This is a genomic window from Enhydrobacter aerosaccus (genome assembly GCF_900167455.1).
Taxonomy (GTDB): domain Bacteria; phylum Pseudomonadota; class Alphaproteobacteria; order Reyranellales; family Reyranellaceae; genus Reyranella; species Reyranella aerosaccus.
Map to the genome: position 1 here is coordinate 725411 of NZ_FUWJ01000001.1, position 17925 is coordinate 743335.

A 17925-nucleotide genomic window follows, 5' to 3' on the forward strand; every position below is an offset into this window, starting at 1 on the left:
TTCCTCCCAAATCGATACGCGTTCCGACAGCTACAAGCGAAACAGCGAAGCGATGCGCACCCTCGTGGCCGACCTCAGGGGCCGAACCGAGAAGGTTCAGCTTGGGGGCGGCGAGGAATCGCGCAAGCGGCACGTTGCCCGCGGCAAGCTGCTGCCGCGCGAGCGCGTCCGGGCCTTGCTCGATCCTGGTTCACCGTTCCTGGAACTGTCGCCTTTGGCGGCGCTGGACATGTACGACAACGAGGCGCCGGGCTCGGGCGTGATCACCGGGATCGGTCGTGTCAGTGGTGTCGAGTGCGTGATCGTGTGCAACGACGCCACTGTTAAGGGCGGCACCTATTATCCGATGACGGTGAAGAAGCATCTCCGCGCCCAGGAAGTGGCGATGGAGAACCGGTTGCCCTGCATCTACCTGGTCGATTCCGGCGGCGCGAACCTGCCGCAATGGCCCGAGGTATTTCCCGACAAGAACCATTTTGGCCGCATCTTCTACAACCAGGCCAACATGTCTGCGCAAGGCATCCCGCAGATCGCCGTGGTGATGGGCTCGTGCACCGCTGGCGGCGCCTACGTGCCGGCCATGAGTGACGAGACGATCATCGTGCGCAAGCAGGGCACCATCTTCCTCGCCGGTCCGCCGCTGGTGAAGGCCGCCATCGGCGAGGTGGTGAGCGCCGAGGAGCTAGGCGGCGCCGATGTCCATGCCCGCACGTCGGGGGTGGCGGATCATTACGCGCACAACGACAGCCACGCGCTGGGCATGGCGCGCCGCATCGTCGCCAATCTCAACTGGAGGAAGCAGCCGTCGGTTTCGCTGCTGCCGCCGGCCGAGCCGCGCTTCCCGGCCGAGCAACTCTACGGGATCATCCCGCCCGATGGCCGCACCCCGTTCGACATGCGCGAGGTGATCGCCCGCCTGGTCGACAACAGCGAGTTCGACGAGTTCAAGCATCTCTACGGCACGACCATCGTGACGGGCTTCGCGCGAATCTGGGGCTATCCGATCGGCGTCGTCGCCAACAACGGTATCCTGTTCAACGAATCGGCGCTGAAGGCGGCGCACTTCATCGAGCTGTGCGGCCAGCGCGGCATCCCGCTGCTGTTCCTGCAGAACATCACCGGCTTCATGGTCGGCCGCAAATATGAATCAGGCGGCATTGCCCGCGACGGCGCCAAGATGGTGACCGCGGTGTCGACCGTCGCGGTGCCGAAGTTCACGGTGATCGTCGGCGGCAGCTATGGCGCGGGCAATTACGGCATGTGCGGCCGCGCCTACAGTCCGCGCTTCCTGTGGATGTGGCCCAATGCGCGCATCTCGGTCATGGGCGGCGAGCAGGCGGCGAGCGTGCTCGCCACGGTGCGGCGCGACAATATCGAGGCCAAGGGCGGTCACTGGGCCAAGGAAGAGGAGGAGGCGTTCAAGACGCCGATCCGCGAGCAATACGATCGCGAGGGCCATCCCTATTATGCGACGGCGCGCCTGTGGGACGACGGCATCCTCGATCCGGTCGATACGCGCCTGGCGCTGGGGCTGGGCCTGTCGGCGGCGATGAACCAGCCGATCGGTCCGAGCAAGTTCGGCGTCTTCCGGATGTGACGCAGACGATGACTGTCCAGTGTTCTATCGAAGACGGCATCGCCACCTTGCTCCTGCAGCGCGGCCAGGAGATGAACTCGCTCGATGCGCCGACGTCGCAGGCGGTGCAGGACGCCGTGAAGGCGTTCACGGTCGATCCGGCCGTTCGGGTTCTTGTGCTGGCGGGCGAGGGCCGGTCCTTCTCGGCCGGCGGTGATTTCAACTGGGTGCTGCAGTGGCCGCAGCTCGATGCCGAGGCACGGCAGGCTGGCGCGCAGGCGATGATGGGCGCGGTGCAGGCGATCTATGATTTTCCCAAGCCCTCGATCGCTCGCGTGCACGGCGCCGCGGTCGGCGGCGGCATCGGCCTGATGCTGGCGTGCGACTTCGCCGTGGCCTCGAAGACGGCGCGGTTCGGGCTGACCTCGGCGCGCAACGGCTTGCTGGCGGCGATCGCCATTCCGGTCCTGATCGAGGCGGTCGGACCGCGCCGGGCACGGCAACTGCTGATGCATGGCGGACTTTTCGAGGCCGGCGAAGCGGAGCGGATCGGTCTGGTCGATCGCGTCGTCGAGCCCGAGGCGCTCGACGAGGCCGTGGCGACGCTCGCCCGTGAACTCAAGCTTGGCGCGCCATCGGTTCAGACCCTGGTGAAGAAACTGGTCCCGCAGATCGACGCCCTGCCGCACGATTCGGTCACTGCCGCCATGCTGGCGTCGCACGTTGCCGAGCAGTGTGTCACCGACGACGCCCTCGAAGGCATGCGGGCCTTCCTGGACAAGCGCAAGCCGAGGTGGGCTGTTTGATGTTCTCCAAGATCCTGATCGCCAATCGAGGCGAGATCGCGTGTCGCGTGATGAAGACGGCGCGGCGGCTCGGCATCAAGACGGTCGCCGTCTATTCCGATGCCGATGCGGGCGCGCGGCATGTCGCGCTGGCGGACGAGGCCGTCCATATCGGGCCGTCGGCGGCGCGTGAGAGCTATCTGGTGGCGGACAAGATCATTGCCGCGGCCAGGCGCACCGGCGCCCAGGCCATCCATCCCGGCTACGGCTTCCTGTCGGAGAATGCCGCCTTTGCCGAAGCCTGTGCCAAGGCCGGCATCGTCTTCATCGGTCCGCCGCCGGCGGCGATACGGGCGATGGGCTCCAAGAGCGAAGCCAAGAAGATCATGGAAAAGGCCAGGGTGCCGTTGGTGCCGGGCTATCACGGCGACGACCAGGCGGCGGACCTGCTGGCGCGAGAGGCAGGGCGCATCGGCTATCCCGTCCTGATCAAGGCCTCCGCCGGCGGTGGCGGCAAGGGCATGCGCGTCGTCGAGAGCGCGCCCAAGTTTTCCGAGGCGCTTGCCGGCGCCAAGCGCGAGGCCAAGGCAGCGTTCGGCGACGATCATGTCCTGATCGAGAAGTATCTGACGCGGCCGCGCCATATCGAGATCCAGGTCTTCGCCGATACGCACGGCAACTGCCTGTATCTCTTCGAGCGCGACTGCTCGATCCAGCGCCGGCATCAGAAAGTGATCGAAGAGGCGCCGGCGCCGAACATGGATCCGGCGCGCCGCGAGGCGATGGGCGAGGCGGCGGTCGCTGCTGCCAAGGCGATCGGCTATGTCGGCGCGGGAACGGTCGAGTTCATCGCCGATCAGGATGGCACCTTCTTCTTCATGGAGATGAACACCCGCCTGCAGGTCGAGCATCCCGTGACCGAGGCGATCACCGGCCAGGACCTGGTCGAATGGCAGCTTGTCGTGGCCGCCGGCGGGAAGATGCCCCTGCGGCAGGATCAACTCCACATCGATGGCCACGCCGTCGAGGTCCGGCTGTACGCGGAAGACCCGGCACGCAATTTCCTGCCTTCGACCGGGGCGCTCATCCATCTGCGCCTGCCGGATGAAGGGCCGCATGTGCGTGTCGACACCGGCGTGCGCGAAGGCGATACGGTGACGCCGTACTACGATCCCATGATCGCCAAGGTGATCGTGCATGACCGCGACCGCACCTCGGCGCTACGGCGCATGGCGACCCTGATGGGCGAGACCGAGGTTGTCGGGGTCGCGACCAATGCGACGCTTCTCAAGGCGCTGTGCTCGCACCCGGCCTTCATCGCTGGCGATGTCGACACCGGCTTCATCGAGCGCCATCGGGCTGAGCTTTTTGGCCAGCCGGGGCCGGCCGACGACCGGGTGTTTGCCATCGCGACCCTGGCCCGATTGATCGAATGGCGGGAATCAGCCGCGGCTCAGCCTGGCGACCCGCATTCACCGTGGGGGCTGCAGAACGGCTTTCGCCTGCTCGGCGAAGGCCATGATGAGGTGCGCTGGAAGGATGGCGACCGCGAGATCGCCGTCAAGGCGCATCGCCGTCGAAGCGGCGGCATCGGTCTCGATCTTCCCGGGGGCACTCTCGAAGCGCGGGTACAGCGCGCCGACGATGGCCGGCTTGCCATCTGGCTGGATGGCGAGACCTTCACCGCGGCGGTCGTACGTCGGCCCGCCAATGACGGAAGCGTCGACTACACGCTGTTCGCCGACGGTGGCCTGCGCCGGTTGCGGCTGGTCGATCCGCTCGACGTGACGCAATACGAAGCCGTCGCAGCGGGTGAGGGGACCGTCCGTTCGCCGCTTCCCGGCAAGATCATCGATGTGCGGGTGAAGCCCGGCGATAGCGTGAGCAAGGGCCAGCCGTTGCTCGTGCTCGAAGCCATGAAGATGGAGCACACGCTGACTGCGCCCGGCGACGGCCGGGTGAAGAGTGTCCGCTATGCCGTTGGCGAGCAGGTGAGCGAAGGTGCCGAGCTGATGGAGTTCGAGCAGGACTGAACGGGCGCGGCTCGGCGACCGCGACAGCGCGGAAATCCGCCTGTTCGCAGGGAATCTCGAAACCATGGACGCCGAAGTCGCAGGATTATTGTGACATGCGGCGAAGGGTCAGGCGGAAAGGAGCCTTGCCCAATCCTGTCAGCTCGAGAGCGAGGTGCTGGTCTTGGAGTCGGCCCGTGACGACGAACTTGTCGTGCACGCCGTTGGGGCCGATGGTGTCGCCGTTGCCGGTCACTTTGCCATCGGCCGAAACATCCAGCGAGATCGTTCCGCCGCCCGAGCCGATGCTGCCGCCAAAGGTGAGAGGGGCAGAGCCGTGTCCATTCGTAAGCTTGATGTTCGTCCGCGCCACAATGGTGGCCGCCGAGTTGTTGGAATAGATGACGAACGAGCCCTCATAGGTTCCGTCGAAGGCTGCGGCGGACGTCGCTGCAGCAGGTGGCGGCGGGGACGGAGCAAGAGCGCCCGCCGGAAGGGCAGGCGACGGCATTGCCACGGCGGCGACGGCTTGGCTCGTCCCCGGCAGGTCACGATTCTCCTCGGCACTTCTCTTCACTGTCGCGTCATACCGTCCGACGGCCGAAGCCGCCTCCGTCAGAAGCGTCTGGCGCTGCGCGTCGTCGAGAAAGCCTGTGGGCGGTCGATTGCGTGCCCGCTGCCAGTTCGCGATCATTTCACGGGAGCGCTGGCCGAAGGTGCCGTCGTTGCCGTAGGTATCGAAACCAAGCGCGGTAAGGGCAACCTGCAGCCGGCGGCGATCCGCCATCGTCAATTTGAGCTTGGCCTCCACCGCCTCGGCCGCTCTGGCGTCCATCGCGGCATCGCTGGTTCGAGGCGCCGGTGTCGGCGCTGGTTCGCTGACGGTCGCCGTCCGGAGTGATGCGGTCGGCAAAAGCGATCTGTTGAAATAGGCACCGAAGGCGAGAAGGACGATCACAGCCGCGAGCGCCATTCTTGTCACCCTCTGCCTGTAGCCGAGCCGCAGCGACACGTTCTGCGGCTCGTGGACGGCAGTGCGAGTGCGGCCTGGGTAGCCGATAGGTTCGCTGGTGAGGAGGGTCGTCACTTCGTTGTCTGCAACGCCGAAGTGTCGCTGCCGCAGCAGGCTTCGCCACTCGGCAACGCTCTGCGGTCGATCTACGGTGCGAACCGCAAGCCCCGCATCGATGCCGCGCAGCAGCGACAGCGAAAAGCCGGGTGGCAGAAGCCTCCCAAGCGGCTCGTAGGTGTCGTCCTGAAGGCGTTCCACGGCGTTCGGCGGGGCCTTGCCGATGATGGCGCTGTAGACCGTGGCGGCCAGGCCATAGATGTCGGTCGATGGTCCTTGCCGGGAGGCCGTGAACTGCTCCGGGGCGGCATAGCCCGGTGTGAAGATCGCCGTCAGCGCCGCCGTGCGATCGGCCATTGCCATCCGAGCCGCGCCGAAGTCGATCAGGGTCGGATCGCCCCTGGTATCAAGAACGACGTTGGCTGGTTTGATGTCGCGGTGCAGGTAGCCGGCCGTGTGGACCTGCTCGAGTCCATCGAGCAGGCGATCGAGCACGCGCCCAGCCGTTTCAGGATCGAGACGATCGCCGCGCTGCAGCCGCTGACTCAGCGTTTCCCCTTCGGCCAGCGACATGACCATGTAGGCGGTCCCATTGGCCTCGAGAAAATCGTGCACACGGACAACTGCCGGCGCCTGGCCGAGCCTGGCGAGGGTGCGGGCCTCTTCGAGAAATCGATCCCGGCCCCAGATGAACTCGTCCGCGAGCCTCGCCGAGCGAGGCACGACCATCCCGTCCTTTTCGCGGACCGCGAGCGTAACGGGAAGATATTCCTTGATCGCGACGCGGCGCTCCAAGGCCGTATCATGGGCACGGTAGGTGATGCCGAAGGTGCCCTGGCCAAGGACGGACAGTACTTCGTAGCTGCGTAGTCGAGTGCCGGGAGGCAATGTCCCGCGCAATTCCCCGCTCGCTGCTACGCCTGACTGTGCGTCGACGTTCGGCACAGGCACTCCCCTGGGCGTCGGACCGTCCTGTTGTCGCCCAGGAACTCAATAGCACAGCCAGCCCTAGCGGGCACGTTTCGCCGCAGATCGCCGCCCTTACTGCAGGAATTTCAGATACTGAGCGACGAAATCGCAACCCACGTCCTTGGAGTAGGCATCGATCAGCTTCTTCGTGACGGCGCCCGGTACCTTGCCATCGCCCACCGGCGTGCCGTTGAAGCTTCGGACGGGCAGGATGCACAGGCTGGTCGAGGTCAGGAACATCTCGTCGGCGTTGGCTGCGTCGAACAGATCGATGTCGCCTTGCGTGCAGGCGATGCCGAGCCGGTTGGCCATGTCGATCGTCATCTGCCGGCTCACGCCCGGCAGGACGTAGCGCTCCGATGGCGTGAAGAGCTGGCCATCGCGCACGAGGAAGATATTGCTGCCGAGGCCTTCCGCGAGATTGCCGTTCTCGTCGAGCAGCACTGCCCAGGCATCGGGGTTGAGCGCCTTCACCGGACGCTCGGCCACGATCATGTTGAGATAGTTGTGCGTCTTGGCGCGCGGCGACAGCATCGACGGTGCTGTCCGGCGGGCGGTGGTCGTGATGACGTCGGCGCCGTCGCGGAACAGCTTGGCCCGCTTGGCTAACGGCAACGGCAGCACCTCGATCACGACATTCGGTCCCGTATGATCCCACCCTTCGTCGCCGACTGCGTCGACGCCGCGGCTGACCCGCTGGCCGAGCCACCAGTCGCCGACCGCCGGCCGCAGATGCTCGTTGCGGGCCACCACTTCCTCGCTGTAGGCGATCATCTCCTTGGGCGACAGGCCGGGATCGATCTGCAGGTAGCGCAGCGAGCGGTAGAAGCGATCGATATGCTCCTTCAGGCGGAACGGATGGCCCTCGAAGGTGCGCGTCATGTCGAAGGCGCCATCGCCATACTTCCAGCTCCGGTCCCGGAACGGGATCATGATCTGGCCTTCGGGCATGAACTTGCCGTTGAACCAGGCGACACGTTGATTGCTGAGCGATTGGGCCATGACATTCTCCTGCACCGGGATGGCAAGCTGAGCGGCGCACGATCGAGCGTTGCTGCTTCTAGTTAATCCCGGCCCGCAAGTGAGTCAGCAGCAATTGTGCCATCGGCGACAGCGCGCTTTGGGCTTTCACACACAGTCGCAGGTGACGCAGCGCCCAGGCATCGCTAAGCGGCACTGCGCGGATATCCATTGATCGACGGCAACGATCGGCTGCCCGATGGGAGACGATGGCAACGCCGATGCCGCTTTCGACGACGCGGCAAATGGCGTCGAAACTCGGCAGCCGAACGCGCAGCCTCATCCGGTGGCCCATCCGTCCGGCATGTTCCTCGATACGCTCCTGCAGGGCACTCCCGGACGGCAGGCCGACGAAGTCATTGGCGAGGATGTCGCGGAAGGCGAGGTGTCGGCGTCTCGCCGAGGGATGCTTCGACGGAACGACGAGGACCAGGCGATCGATTGCGAAGGGATAGGTTTCCAGCTCCGCCGCAGGATCGACGGCGTCGGCGATGATGCCGATGTCGGCATCGTCTTGGGCGATGCCGCGTACGATCTGCGGGCTCGGCTTCTCCTCGACCTCGACATCGATACGAGGATGGGCGGCGAGGAACGGCCCGAGGACCGGCGGCAGGAACTCGAGCGTCGCCGCGGTATTCGACAAGAGCCGGACGCGTCCTCGTATTCCCGTGGCGAAGCCGTGCAGTTCGCCGCGCATGGCCTCCAGTTGTTGCAGAACCATGCGGGCATGATGGAGCAGAGCGAGGCCGGCGGGCGTCGGTCTCACGCCGCGGCGCTGGCGCTCGAAAAGCGACACGCTCAGCGTCTGCTCCAGAGCGCGCAGTCGTTCGCTTGCCGACGCCAACGCCAGGCCGCTTCTGTTCGCGCCATGGGTGATGCTCGCGGCCTCCGCGATGTCGAGGACGAGCCTCAAATCCACCAGGTCGATGCGCATGTCCGAAGCATAGCCCAGCCTTCGGACTGGCCGAAGGCTGAGTTCAGACCTTCCGCATTGTGGTGCCTGGGCCTGCCGTCGATGGTGCGCGCATGAACACGAACTTCGTGATCCTTGTGGCCGTGACCTTTGTCCTGGCCGGGCTGATAAAGGGCGTGATCGGCATGGGATTGCCGACCGTTGCCATGGGGCTGCTCGCTCTCACCTTGCCACCGGCCGAGGCAGCCACCCTGCTGGTCGTGCCCTCTTTCGTCACCAACGTCTGGCAGCTGATGGCCGGCCCCAGTTTCGCCGCCCTGGCGCGGCGGCTCTGGCCGATGATGGCAGGTGTCCTGGTCGGGACAGTCTCTGGCGCGGGAATTCTGGCAGCCGATACGGCCGGCCTGGCCAGCGTCGGGCTCGGCATCGCCCTGCTGCTCTACGCCGTGACCGGCCTGGCAGGTCTCAAGCTGCACGTCACGGCACGACACGAAGGGTGGCTGGCACCGCTGATGGGCGTGACGACCGGGGTGGTGACGGGCGCAACCGGCGTGTTCGTGCTGCCGGCCGTGCCGTACCTGCAGGCGATCGGCCTCGAGAAGGACGACCTGATCCAGGCGCTGGGCCTGTCCTTCACCGTATCGACGATCGCGCTGGCGCTGGGCCTGTTGCGGGTGGATGCCTGGCACGCGGGCTCGCTCTGGATGTCCCTCCTGGCGCTCGTTCCCGCCCTTGCCGGCATGCAGGCGGGGCAGGCGTTGCGGCGGCGCATCTCAGGACCGCTGTTTCGCACTGTATTCTTTCTCGGCCTGCTCCTGCTCGGACTGTACCTGGCGGTGCGCGGATTGGCATAGAATGCGCCCATCCCTCAGGAGACAGGAATGAACTATCCGAAGAAGGTGCGCCTGGTCGAAGTCGGGCCGCGCGACGGCCTGCAGAACGAAGCCAAGCCGGTATCCGTCGAGGCCAAGGTGGCCTTGATTGACGCCTTGACCGCCGCCGGCCACAGCGCGGTGGAAGCCGGAAGTTTCGTCTCGCCCAAGTGGGTGCCGCAGATGGCCAACACCGATCGCGTCATGGCCGAGATCAAACGCAAGCCCGGTGTCGGCTATCCGGTGCTGGTGCCCAACAAGCAGGGCATGAACGGCGCTGTCGAAGCACACTGCGAGGAGATCGCCATCTTCACGGCGGCCTCGGAGGCCTTCTGCCGCAAGAACACGAACTGCTCCATCGACGAAAGCTTCGAGCGTTTCGCTCCCGTGCTGGAGGCGGCGCAAAAGCACGGCATGAAGGTGCGGGGCTATGTGTCGACCGTCATTGCCTGCCCCTATGATGGCAAGGTGGCGCCGGCGAAGGTGGCCGAGGTATCCGAGCGGCTGTTCCGCATGGGGTGCTACGAGGTCTCGCTCGGCGACACGACCGGCGTCGGGACGCCCGCCGAATGCGTGACGATGATCGACGCGGTGGCGGCCCGGGTGCCGCGTGAAAAGCTGGCCGCGCACTTCCACGACACGTACGGCCAGTCGCTCGCCAACATCATGGCGGTCATGGAACGGGGCATCGCCGTATTCGATACTTCCGTAGCCGGTCTCGGCGGCTGCCCCTATGCCAAGGGCGCCTCCGGCAATGTCGGCACGGAGGATGTTCTCTATCTGCTGAACGGCCTGGGTATCGACCATGGTGTCGATATCGACGCCGTGGCCAGAGCGGGCCGCGCGATCTGCGCCGAACTCGGCCGCGAGCCGGCGTCGAAGGTGGCGCAGGCGCTGAAGGCAAAGGCGGCCTGACACCGCGTCTGACGGCATCGCCGCGCACGATCGTTCAAGACGCCGAGGCCCGCGCCTGTCACATCGCGGGCATGGAAGGCCTGTCGGGATTTCTTCTGGCGGCGGTGGCGCTCGCGGGCAGCCCCGGTCCGGCAACGCTTAGCCTGGCGGCGGCCAGCGCCGCGTTCGGGGCGCATCAGACGCGTGGCTATCTCGTCGGCATCGTGCTCGGCATGGTGGCCGTGATGGCCATCACCGCCGGCGGTCTCGTCGGCCTGTTGCTGGCGCTGCCCGGCATGACATCCGTCGTGACCGTCGCGGCGGCGATCTATTTCCTGTGGCTCGCCTATCGCATCGCCTCGGCGCCGCCTCTGGTGGAGGGGAGCTCACCTGGACGGCCGCCGACTTTCCTGGGCGGTCTCGGCCTGTCGTTGATCAATCCCAAGGGATACGCCGCCATGGCGGCCCTGTTCTCGAGCTTTGTGCTGGTGCGGGAGCGACTGGCCGTCGACGTCGGGCTCAAGATCGCGGTGCTGACCATTGTCATCACTGCCGTGAATGTCCTGTGGCTGCTGTCGGGCACGGCCCTGACGCGGTTCTTCCGCGAGCCACGCAGCAACCGCATCGTCAACATCCTGTTCGCGTTGCTGCTGCTGGCATCGGTTGCCGTTGCCATGCTCTGAACTAAGGTCGCCGCACGATCTGCACGGTGACGGCGCTGGAGCGGCCGGCCTCATCGACGACAGCCACTCGGGCCTGGCCGGAGGCATCGGGCGTCCATCTGGTGCCGTCGAGCGGCCGGCCATCGATCAACCAGCGCAGCCGGCCGTCGCCGCCAAGCGCGGCCAGCGATATCGCCTCATGCGGGCGCAATTCGAGCCGGGCATCGGCGGGCGGATAGGCAATGCGCGGGCCGCCCGCCATGTCGGCCACCGGAGCAAGAACGCGCATGCGTGGCGGCAAGTCGCGCCAGTTCGCAACGCGCAGCACATCGGAGGGCGGCGGAGCGGCGCGATTGTCCTCGGCCGGAAGCCGGTCGAAGGCCTTGAGGACGATCGGCAGGGCGGCCGCACGCCCCAGTTCTCCCGGTCGCGTCGTGCCATCGGCATGGCCGACCCACACCACGACGGTCCAGTTGGTACTGAAGGCGGCGGCCCAGGCATCCTTGAAGCCCGCCGACGTGCCGGTCTTGAAGGCGATGCGGCGCTCGCGCAGCGCAACCGGCAGCGACGCGAATCCTTCGGGCAAGGGCGCATCGGCCAAGACGTCTGCGACGTACCAGGCGGCCGCTGGCCCGACCAGCCGGACCGGTGTCGGCCGTGGCCGATCGCGGCGTATTTGCGGGGGAGCGAACAGGCCACCGTTCGCCAGCCCGGAATAGAGGCCGGCCAGTTCCAGGGGCGAGACGGAGGCGCTGCCGAGCGCCATGCCAAGGGATGCACCATTGTCGCTGGGTGGTAGGACCGGCGCGGCTCCTGCCGCGCGCAAGGTCGCCAGGAAGCGCTGTGGCCCGACGCGCTCCAGCGCCAGGACGGCCGGGACGTTCAGCGACTGCTGCAGAGCCCGTCGTGCTGTCACCATGCCCTGATGACCACGATCGAAGTTGCGCGGCAGCCAGTCCTTGAAGCGCACCGGCACATCCTCGACCAGCGACTCGGGATGCAGCGTGCGGTCATCGAAGGCGAGGGCGTAGATCAGCGGCTTCAGCGCCGAGCCCGGGGAGCGATGAGCCCGCACCAGATCGACCTGTCCGGCGCGGCCGAAGTAATCCGAGCCGCTCACCCAGGCCACGACTCCGCCGGTTCGATTGTCGATCGCGACCAGAGCGATGTCCGGCTTGTCGGCCATCTGGCCGCGCTCATCGCGCAGGAGATCGGCAAGACTGGATTGCAAGCCGAGGCGCAACGTCGTCGGCACGACCTGACCCGGTGACTGGGCCGCGAGCCACGCCGCCAGATGCGGGGCGTTCATCGGCAGGGCGAGGCGGCGATACGGCACGGCCTCGCTTTCGGCACGCTGGAAGAGCGCGCGGTCGATCACGCCATGCTCGAGACCACGCTCCAGAACGCGGTCGCGACCCATCTCCGCTCCTCTATGGGTGCGGTCGGGCCGTCGCCGTTCCGGCGATTGGGGGATCGCGACCAGGAGGGCGGCCTGCGCCGCGCTGAGCTGCTTCGGCTCCTTGCCGAAATAGGCGAGGGAGGCGGCACGCACGCCCTCGAGATTGCCGCCCATGGGGGCGAGCGTCAGGTAGATCGCGAGGATGTCCTGTTTCGAATAGCGCCATTCGAGTTGCAGGGCGCGTGCCGACTGGATCATCTTGCTCACGAGGCTGCGCCGGCGCGGCTCCAGGAGACGGGCGGCCTGCATGGACAGGGTGGAGGCGCCCGAGACGATGTGGCCGCGGAACAGCCATTGGCCTGCCGCACGCGTTGCTGCAAGCGGGTCGACGCCCCAGTGTGAATCGAAGCGCCGGTCTTCGTAGATCTTGAGCAGCGCAAGATAAAGCGGATCGACATCCTCGATCGTCGTGCCCAGACGCCACTTGCCATCGGTGGTCGTGAAGGCACGCAACAGGCGGCCATTGGCATCGACGATCTCGGTAGAGCGCGCCTGATAGCGGGAGAGATCAGGCGGAAACAGCCGGTCGAGCGCGAGGGCCACCGTCGTCAGAACGGCAATCGCAAGAGCCGCGCTGACGACGAGTCGCTTCACGGTTGGTCCCATTGCCTCATCGCGGAGCGATGGTCACGCGGCCCATGTCCGTGCGGCCATAAATGCGCGGCGCATACATGTCCGACACCTGAGCGGCCGGTAGGGCAAAGCTGCCGGCGGTCACGGCGCGGGCGATATAGGCGACGTGGAAGGTGTAGCCGTTCTGTGCCTCCTCGTCCCACCAGACGCTGTAGGGACGCGTGCCGAGATTGAAAGCGGCGAAGAAGCGGTCGTCGCGAGCCTCTGTGATGCGCGTGGCGCCAAGCGCCGGCAGGAACGGGAATGCCTTGGCCGTATCCTCGTTCACCACCGACTCGATCTCGAGTCCGGCCGGCAGCAGGTCGAGCAGGGCCACCTCGTGATAGCCGCCCTCGATGTCGCGTCCCGAGAGCGACACGACCACGCGATCGTTCTGTCGGAGCTTCGACAGGTCGGCGGGCTGACCGTCGAGCGTGTAGTACGTTCGTTCGATGCTCAGCCCCTGGGTCGCGGCGGGTTGCGGATCCTTCGGCACGCCGCGGGCCGTGACCTGCAGCCAGATCGGCTTGTCGCTGTCGTTCTTGATATGAACGCCCTTGGCGAGAGACGCGGCGTCCGGGTTGATGACGACCGGATCGGTGGAGGAGCGCTTGGCTTCGCCATCGACCGAGTAGGCCAGCTCGCCGCTGCCGCCGACGGCCTTGGCCGCCAGCACCAGCCAGGCTTGCTCCTGGGTCGTCGTATCCTCGACGCGCGCGGTCAGCCGATCTCGCACTGAACCGACGACGGCGGCGAGCCCGTCCCGGCCGGCCGCTTCGGTCGCGAGCGCCAGCAACGCCGCGCGGTCGCGCAGGGCCGAGCCGTAATAGTCGTGCGGATCGCGATCATCGAGGTGGCTCTGCGCCATGCTGAAGGCGAGCCGGGCGCGACCCGGTTCGCCGACGAGATTGAGGGCCGCCGCCAACTGTACCCAGGCCAACCCACCGCGCAGGTCCTTGCCTTGCGTATCCTGGAAGTAACGCACACGACCGGGATCGGCGAGGCCGGCTTTGGCCAGCACGTACCAGCCATAGGCCTGCGCATTGGGCGACAGCTTGTCGACCGTGCGGTTGAGCCAGGTCAGGCCGCGCTGCAGCGACGCCGCCGGCACCGCCATCTGGTGATCGCGGGCGCGGACCAGGAAGTCGAGCGCATAGGCCTGCAGCCACTCCGCGGCCGGCGTGGAGAACGGCCCCCACATGCCGAAGGAACCGTCGGTCATCTGCATGTCGGCGATGCGATAGACCGCGTCCTGCACGCGATCGGTGATCTTGGGATCGGCCGGGCCATAACCCAGCAGCGCGACGTCGTTGTAGTAAAGCAATGGCAGCGCGCGGCTGGTAGTCTGCTCGATGCAGCCATAGGGGTACTTGTCGAGCGCGCGCAGCAGCGCGGCCACGTCGATGCCGGGCACGCGCGACAGCGCCACGCTCACCACCGGCGTGCCGGCGGTGAAGCCGGAGGTCACTTCGCGGTCGACGGTCAGCTCCTTCGACGGGTCGAGGCGCGTCACGGTGTCAACGGCACTCGGAGTCTGGGCGGCGCGGACCTGGATGTCCCATTCGTGGCGGACCGAAAAGCCGTTCGGTCCCGAGACAGCGACAGTGACCTTGCCGAATCCGACATCACCGGCGCGCAGGGGCCACGCCATGAGGTCACGTTGGTTGGCGTCGAGATGGCGGGTCTCCGCCACTGACTGCTGCAGGGAGACGGCGCCGGTCGCCTCGACGGCGACCTTGTAGTCGCCCGAGGCCCCTTCGACGTTGTGCAGCGACAGGGCCATGCGGCCCTGATCGCCCGGCGCCAGGAAACGCGGCAGGACCAGATCGGCGGTCACGGGGTCGCGCACGATCAGCTTGGCGTCGCCGGAGCCCACCTTGTCCTTGTCGTAAGCGACCGCCATCAAGCGGAGCTGTCCGACGAAATCGGGGATATCGAGGGCGATCTTGGCTTCACCCTTGTCGTCGAGCTTCACCGGTCCGCTGAACAGCGCGACCGTCCGGGTCGGCACGACGTCGAGACCGCCTATGTCGCCGGTGTCGCCGCCGGAGCGGATGCGGCCAAGATCGTCGGCCCGCGTATCCAGCAGTCGACCGTAATCGTCGCGCACATCGAGGCCCAACCGCCTCTTGCCGAAATAGAAGTCGGCTGGGTTGGGAGTGCGATAGCGGGTGAGCTGCAGGATGCCTTCATCCACTGCCGCCAGCGTGACGAAGGCGTCGGCCCCGCTGGCGTTGGCGACATGGATCGGAACCTCGATCTTCTGGCGCGGCGTGACCTTCTCCGGCGCCGCCATCTGGACGGCGAGGGTACGCGGCGCGGGGTCGATGCCCAGCCAGACCGCGCCGATGGCCCGCGTGGGGGTGCGGTCGGCAGGCGCTGACAACGGCCGCCAGGCGGTGACGAGCGCGTAGGCGCCCGCGCCCCATTCGGCCTTCACCGGCACGTCGACGGTCGTGCCACCAGGCGCAACTTTCACCGTGAACGTCTCGAGGACGCGATCGGTGGCGATCGCCACCAGCGCATCGCCGGCGAAGGGCGGCTCCAGGCGAACCTTCGCCGTGTCCCCCGACTTGTAGTTCTTGCGGTCGGTGGCGACCTTCAGCGTGTCGGGTGCATCCTCGCTGCCTTCACCGCCATACCAGCCGACATAGAAGCTCGTGCTGGTCGCGGCCTTGGTGTCGCGATCGGTGACGGTCAGCTTGTAGGGCCCCCAGGTCAGGCGCTTGGACAGGCGCGTGGGCTTGTCGGCACTGAAGGCCAGCGTATCGGCGGCGACGATACGGTCGTTGGTCACGCTCTGCCAACGCCAGCGGCCATCACTCAGGTACCATTGGTAGGAATAGGTGATGCGCTCGATCTTGTAGTCGACCGACGGCCGCGCGATCTGCTTGCCGTCGGCGTCCACGGCGATCAGGTCGAAGTCGGTATCGGCGCCCTCGGCGGCATAGCGGCCGTCGAAGGTCGGACGGATGCCGATATAGGCGTCCCGGGTGCGCAGGGGCAGCGTCTTGTCCGTCTTGGTCGCCCGCCCGTTGCCGGGTTCGAAGACACGCACCTCGATCTGGGCCTTGAGGGGCAGGGCCGTGTCCGGGACCTTTTCGCCGGACCATTCGAGCTTCGACTTGCCGGCGTTGTCGGTGTCGGGCGGGTTGAGCGTGATCAGCGGGGCATTGAACTTGTCCTTCGCGTTCTCGAGACCGAACGTGTAGCTGGCGAAGGCGGGGAAGGGCTGCTCATCCACCGTCACGCGCAGATCGCTTTCCACCGTCAGGCCTGCGGCAGGCGCGCCGTAGAGGAAGTCGGCGGAGATCGCGAGCGTGTTCATCTTGTTCGTGCGCAGCATCGGCGCGTCCGGTGTCAGCTCGACCTTGAGCTTCTCCGGCACGAAATCCTCGACCGAGAATTCGACGCGACCGACTGGGGGAGCCTTGGGGTCGATCTTCGCCGTGACCGACCACCGGCCCCGGCGTGAGGACTTCGGCAGCGCGATCGGCTGATACAGCGCCCCCGAAGCGCCGAGTGCCAGCGTGTACTTGGTGAACTCCGTCCCATCCGGTCGCTTCACGGTCAGGGTTACCGGCAGGTCCTTGAGCGCGTTGGCGGCATCGTCGCGCAGCATGGCCATCAGCTGGACAGTCTCGCCGGGCCGGTAGACGCCGCGCTCGGTATAGAGGAAGGCATCGACCGGCCCGGGTTGGGCACGACCGTCGATGCCGCGATCGGAAAGATCGAAGGCCGACTTGGTGAGCTCGAGACGCGAGAATTCCTGCTTGGCCGAATCGGTGACCATGACGGCGACCGCTTCGGTGGCGCCGCGCCCCTGCAGAAGGCTGGCCGGGAAGCTGGCGCGCCCATCGGCCGCCGTGATCGCCTTGCCGAGCGGCTCGTTGCCGCGCGACAGCAGCGTGACATCGAGGCCGGCGAGCGGCGTGGCGTCCTGCAGCGAACGGGCGAAGACGTTCAGGCCATCGCGGCCCGTGAAGCTGGTGATGCCGATATCGGTGTCGACCACCCACATGCCGGCCATGCCGCCGTCGGGCATTTCGACATCCTCGTCGTCGCCCTTGCCCGGCGGTTTGGCGGCGTTCCAGACCACGACGAAATAGGCACCGGGCTTCCAGTCCTTGATGGTTTCGCGAATCGGGAAGGCGGTGACCGACGCCTGATTGAGGACGTTGCGCACCTCCATAGTGCCGCGCCATTGCAGGCTGCCATTGTATCCGCTGAGCCACGAGCGCAAGGACCAGGACTCGGTCTGCGGCTTGCCGCCGGGGAACTCCGATTCGTTGTAGTCCGAGATGAAGCGATCGAGACCGCGTTCATTGACGCGGTAGACGGCGATACCGACCTTGGCGACGTTGACCGTCGTTACCGGCAGTCCGACGGCGGCATTGCGCGGCAGGATGAAGCCCTTGCCCGGCAACGACACGACGGCCGGACGCGCGCCGAGGGAGATATCGACCGTCTGGTCGGCATCGAGCTTGGACCCGTCCTTGCTTGCGAGGCCCGCGAGCAGCCGCACGGAATAGTCCTGCCCATAGGCGAGGCCGCCGATGCACAGCTTGTCGTCGACGACATGGAACGCCGTCTTCACGTCCGGCGCGATGCGCACATAGTCCTGGTATTTGACGGAGCCGTCGCCGGCGAGGGACTTGTTGAAGTACAGGCAGGCCTCGCCTTCGGCCTGGGAACCATCGATGCTAGTCCGTCTGTAGGCGAACGGATCGGTTGGCGCTGCAGCCGGCTTCGGCAGGGCGACAGGCGCGGTGGCGTTGCTGTTCGCCTGGGTTGAGGCCGGCGGCGCCGATGGCGTCTGTGTCTTCGGCGGCGTCGATGCCGTTGTCGGCGGCGGAGGCGCTATGTGTTCGACCGACTCGTGAGGTTTTCCGACCAGGTAGCCAGCAATGCCTGAGCCCAGCATGAGGGCCACGACCAAAGCGGCCAGCGTCGATCGAGACATGGACAGCCTCCCCCGCGAGTATCGTTCGAACTCTACGACCGAAATGTGGAGAGACTGTAGAGGGGAGCAAGGCCGCTGTGAATAAACTCCCGCTGTGGCCGTGGCGACACGCCTGCTAA

General features: G+C 66.6%; 11 protein-coding genes. 6 read left to right on the forward strand and 5 right to left on the reverse strand.

Annotated elements, in window-relative coordinates; translation table 11 throughout:
- Nucleotides 1-52: 52 nt before the first annotated feature.
- The 3 genes from B5D62_RS03370 to B5D62_RS03380 are packed head-to-tail and all read left to right on the forward strand — an operon-like array spanning nucleotide 53 to nucleotide 4394.
- Complete coding sequence (locus B5D62_RS03370; protein WP_419188776.1) at nucleotides 53-1597, forward strand: carboxyl transferase domain-containing protein; 1545 nt, start codon at nucleotides 53-55, stop codon at nucleotides 1595-1597.
- 8 nt (nucleotides 1598-1605) lie between these two features.
- Entirely contained in the window at nucleotides 1606-2382 is a 777-nt protein-coding gene (locus B5D62_RS03375; protein WP_139373706.1) for an enoyl-CoA hydratase/isomerase family protein, read from the forward strand.
- The gene (locus B5D62_RS03380) at nucleotides 2382-4394 is read left to right on the forward strand and encodes an acetyl-CoA carboxylase biotin carboxylase subunit (RefSeq protein ID WP_085932390.1); all 2013 of its coding nucleotides are present in this window, start codon (nucleotides 2382-2384) and stop codon (nucleotides 4392-4394) included. Before B5D62_RS03375 ends, B5D62_RS03380 begins: the two co-directional genes overlap by 1 nt.
- An 85-nt stretch (nucleotides 4395-4479) precedes the next feature.
- Here the strand turns inward: B5D62_RS03380 and B5D62_RS03385 are convergent, their stop codons facing one another.
- From B5D62_RS03385 to B5D62_RS03395, 3 genes are all read right to left on the reverse strand, one after another.
- Nucleotides 4480-6387: a serine/threonine-protein kinase gene (locus B5D62_RS03385; protein ID WP_170920766.1), complete on the reverse strand. Its 1908-nt coding sequence runs from the start codon at nucleotides 6385-6387 to the stop codon at nucleotides 4480-4482.
- A 96-nt stretch (nucleotides 6388-6483) separates the two neighbouring features.
- Nucleotides 6484-7413, reverse strand: a complete 930-nt coding sequence (locus B5D62_RS03390) for an aminotransferase class IV (protein ID WP_085932392.1) — start codon at nucleotides 7411-7413, stop codon at nucleotides 6484-6486.
- 58 nt (nucleotides 7414-7471) lie between these two features.
- The gene (locus B5D62_RS03395) at nucleotides 7472-8365 is read right to left on the reverse strand and encodes a LysR substrate-binding domain-containing protein (protein WP_085932393.1); all 894 of its coding nucleotides are present in this window, start codon (nucleotides 8363-8365) and stop codon (nucleotides 7472-7474) included.
- 92 nt (nucleotides 8366-8457) lie between these two features.
- Here B5D62_RS03395 and B5D62_RS03400 point away from each other — a divergent pair, with 92 nt between their 5' ends.
- From B5D62_RS03400 to B5D62_RS03410, 3 genes are all read left to right on the forward strand, one after another.
- Nucleotides 8458-9198 (forward strand): sulfite exporter TauE/SafE family protein, encoded by a 741-nt coding sequence (locus B5D62_RS03400; RefSeq protein ID WP_085932394.1) that lies wholly within the window; start codon nucleotides 8458-8460, stop codon nucleotides 9196-9198.
- Nucleotides 9199-9225: 27 nt separating this feature from the next.
- Nucleotides 9226-10131 carry a hydroxymethylglutaryl-CoA lyase gene (locus B5D62_RS03405; RefSeq protein ID WP_085932395.1) on the forward strand — a complete coding sequence of 302 codons (906 nt, stop codon included), beginning with the start codon at nucleotides 9226-9228 and terminating at the stop codon, nucleotides 10129-10131.
- A gap of 71 nt (nucleotides 10132-10202) precedes the next feature.
- Entirely contained in the window at nucleotides 10203-10793 is a 591-nt protein-coding gene (locus B5D62_RS03410; RefSeq protein ID WP_085932396.1) for a LysE family translocator, read from the forward strand.
- 1 nt (nucleotide 10794) lies between these two features.
- On the opposite strand, the gene pbpC is transcribed toward B5D62_RS03410, so the two are convergent.
- Both pbpC and B5D62_RS03420 read right to left on the reverse strand, forming a co-directional pair.
- Nucleotides 10795-12825 carry a penicillin-binding protein 1C gene (pbpC, locus tag B5D62_RS03415; protein ID WP_218190929.1) on the reverse strand — a complete coding sequence of 677 codons (2031 nt, stop codon included), beginning with the start codon at nucleotides 12823-12825 and terminating at the stop codon, nucleotides 10795-10797.
- A gap of 16 nt (nucleotides 12826-12841) precedes the next feature.
- A complete protein-coding gene (locus B5D62_RS03420) occupies nucleotides 12842-17806 on the reverse strand; it encodes an alpha-2-macroglobulin family protein (RefSeq protein WP_170920767.1) in 4965 nt (1654 codons plus the stop codon).
- Nucleotides 17807-17925 lie beyond the last annotated feature (119 nt).

Excerpts from the sequence above, each read along its gene's own strand:
- B5D62_RS03370 (WP_419188776.1), top strand. The coding sequence starts at position 53 with ATGCGCACCCTCGTGGCCGACCTCAGGGGCCGAACCGAGAAGGTTCAG.
- B5D62_RS03375 (WP_139373706.1), top strand. The coding sequence starts at position 1,606 with ATGACTGTCCAGTGTTCTATCGAAGACGGCATCGCCACCTTGCTCCTG.
- B5D62_RS03380 (WP_085932390.1), top strand. The coding sequence starts at position 2,382 with ATGTTCTCCAAGATCCTGATCGCCAATCGAGGCGAGATCGCGTGTCGC.
- B5D62_RS03390 (WP_085932392.1), bottom strand. The coding sequence starts at position 7,413 with ATGGCCCAATCGCTCAGCAATCAACGTGTCGCCTGGTTCAACGGCAAG.
- B5D62_RS03395 (WP_085932393.1), bottom strand. The coding sequence starts at position 8,365 with ATGCGCATCGACCTGGTGGATTTGAGGCTCGTCCTCGACATCGCGGAG.
- B5D62_RS03400 (WP_085932394.1), top strand. The coding sequence starts at position 8,458 with ATGAACACGAACTTCGTGATCCTTGTGGCCGTGACCTTTGTCCTGGCC.
- B5D62_RS03405 (WP_085932395.1), top strand. The coding sequence starts at position 9,226 with ATGAACTATCCGAAGAAGGTGCGCCTGGTCGAAGTCGGGCCGCGCGAC.
- B5D62_RS03410 (WP_085932396.1), top strand. The coding sequence starts at position 10,203 with ATGGAAGGCCTGTCGGGATTTCTTCTGGCGGCGGTGGCGCTCGCGGGC.
- B5D62_RS03420 (WP_170920767.1), bottom strand. The coding sequence starts at position 17,806 with ATGTCTCGATCGACGCTGGCCGCTTTGGTCGTGGCCCTCATGCTGGGC.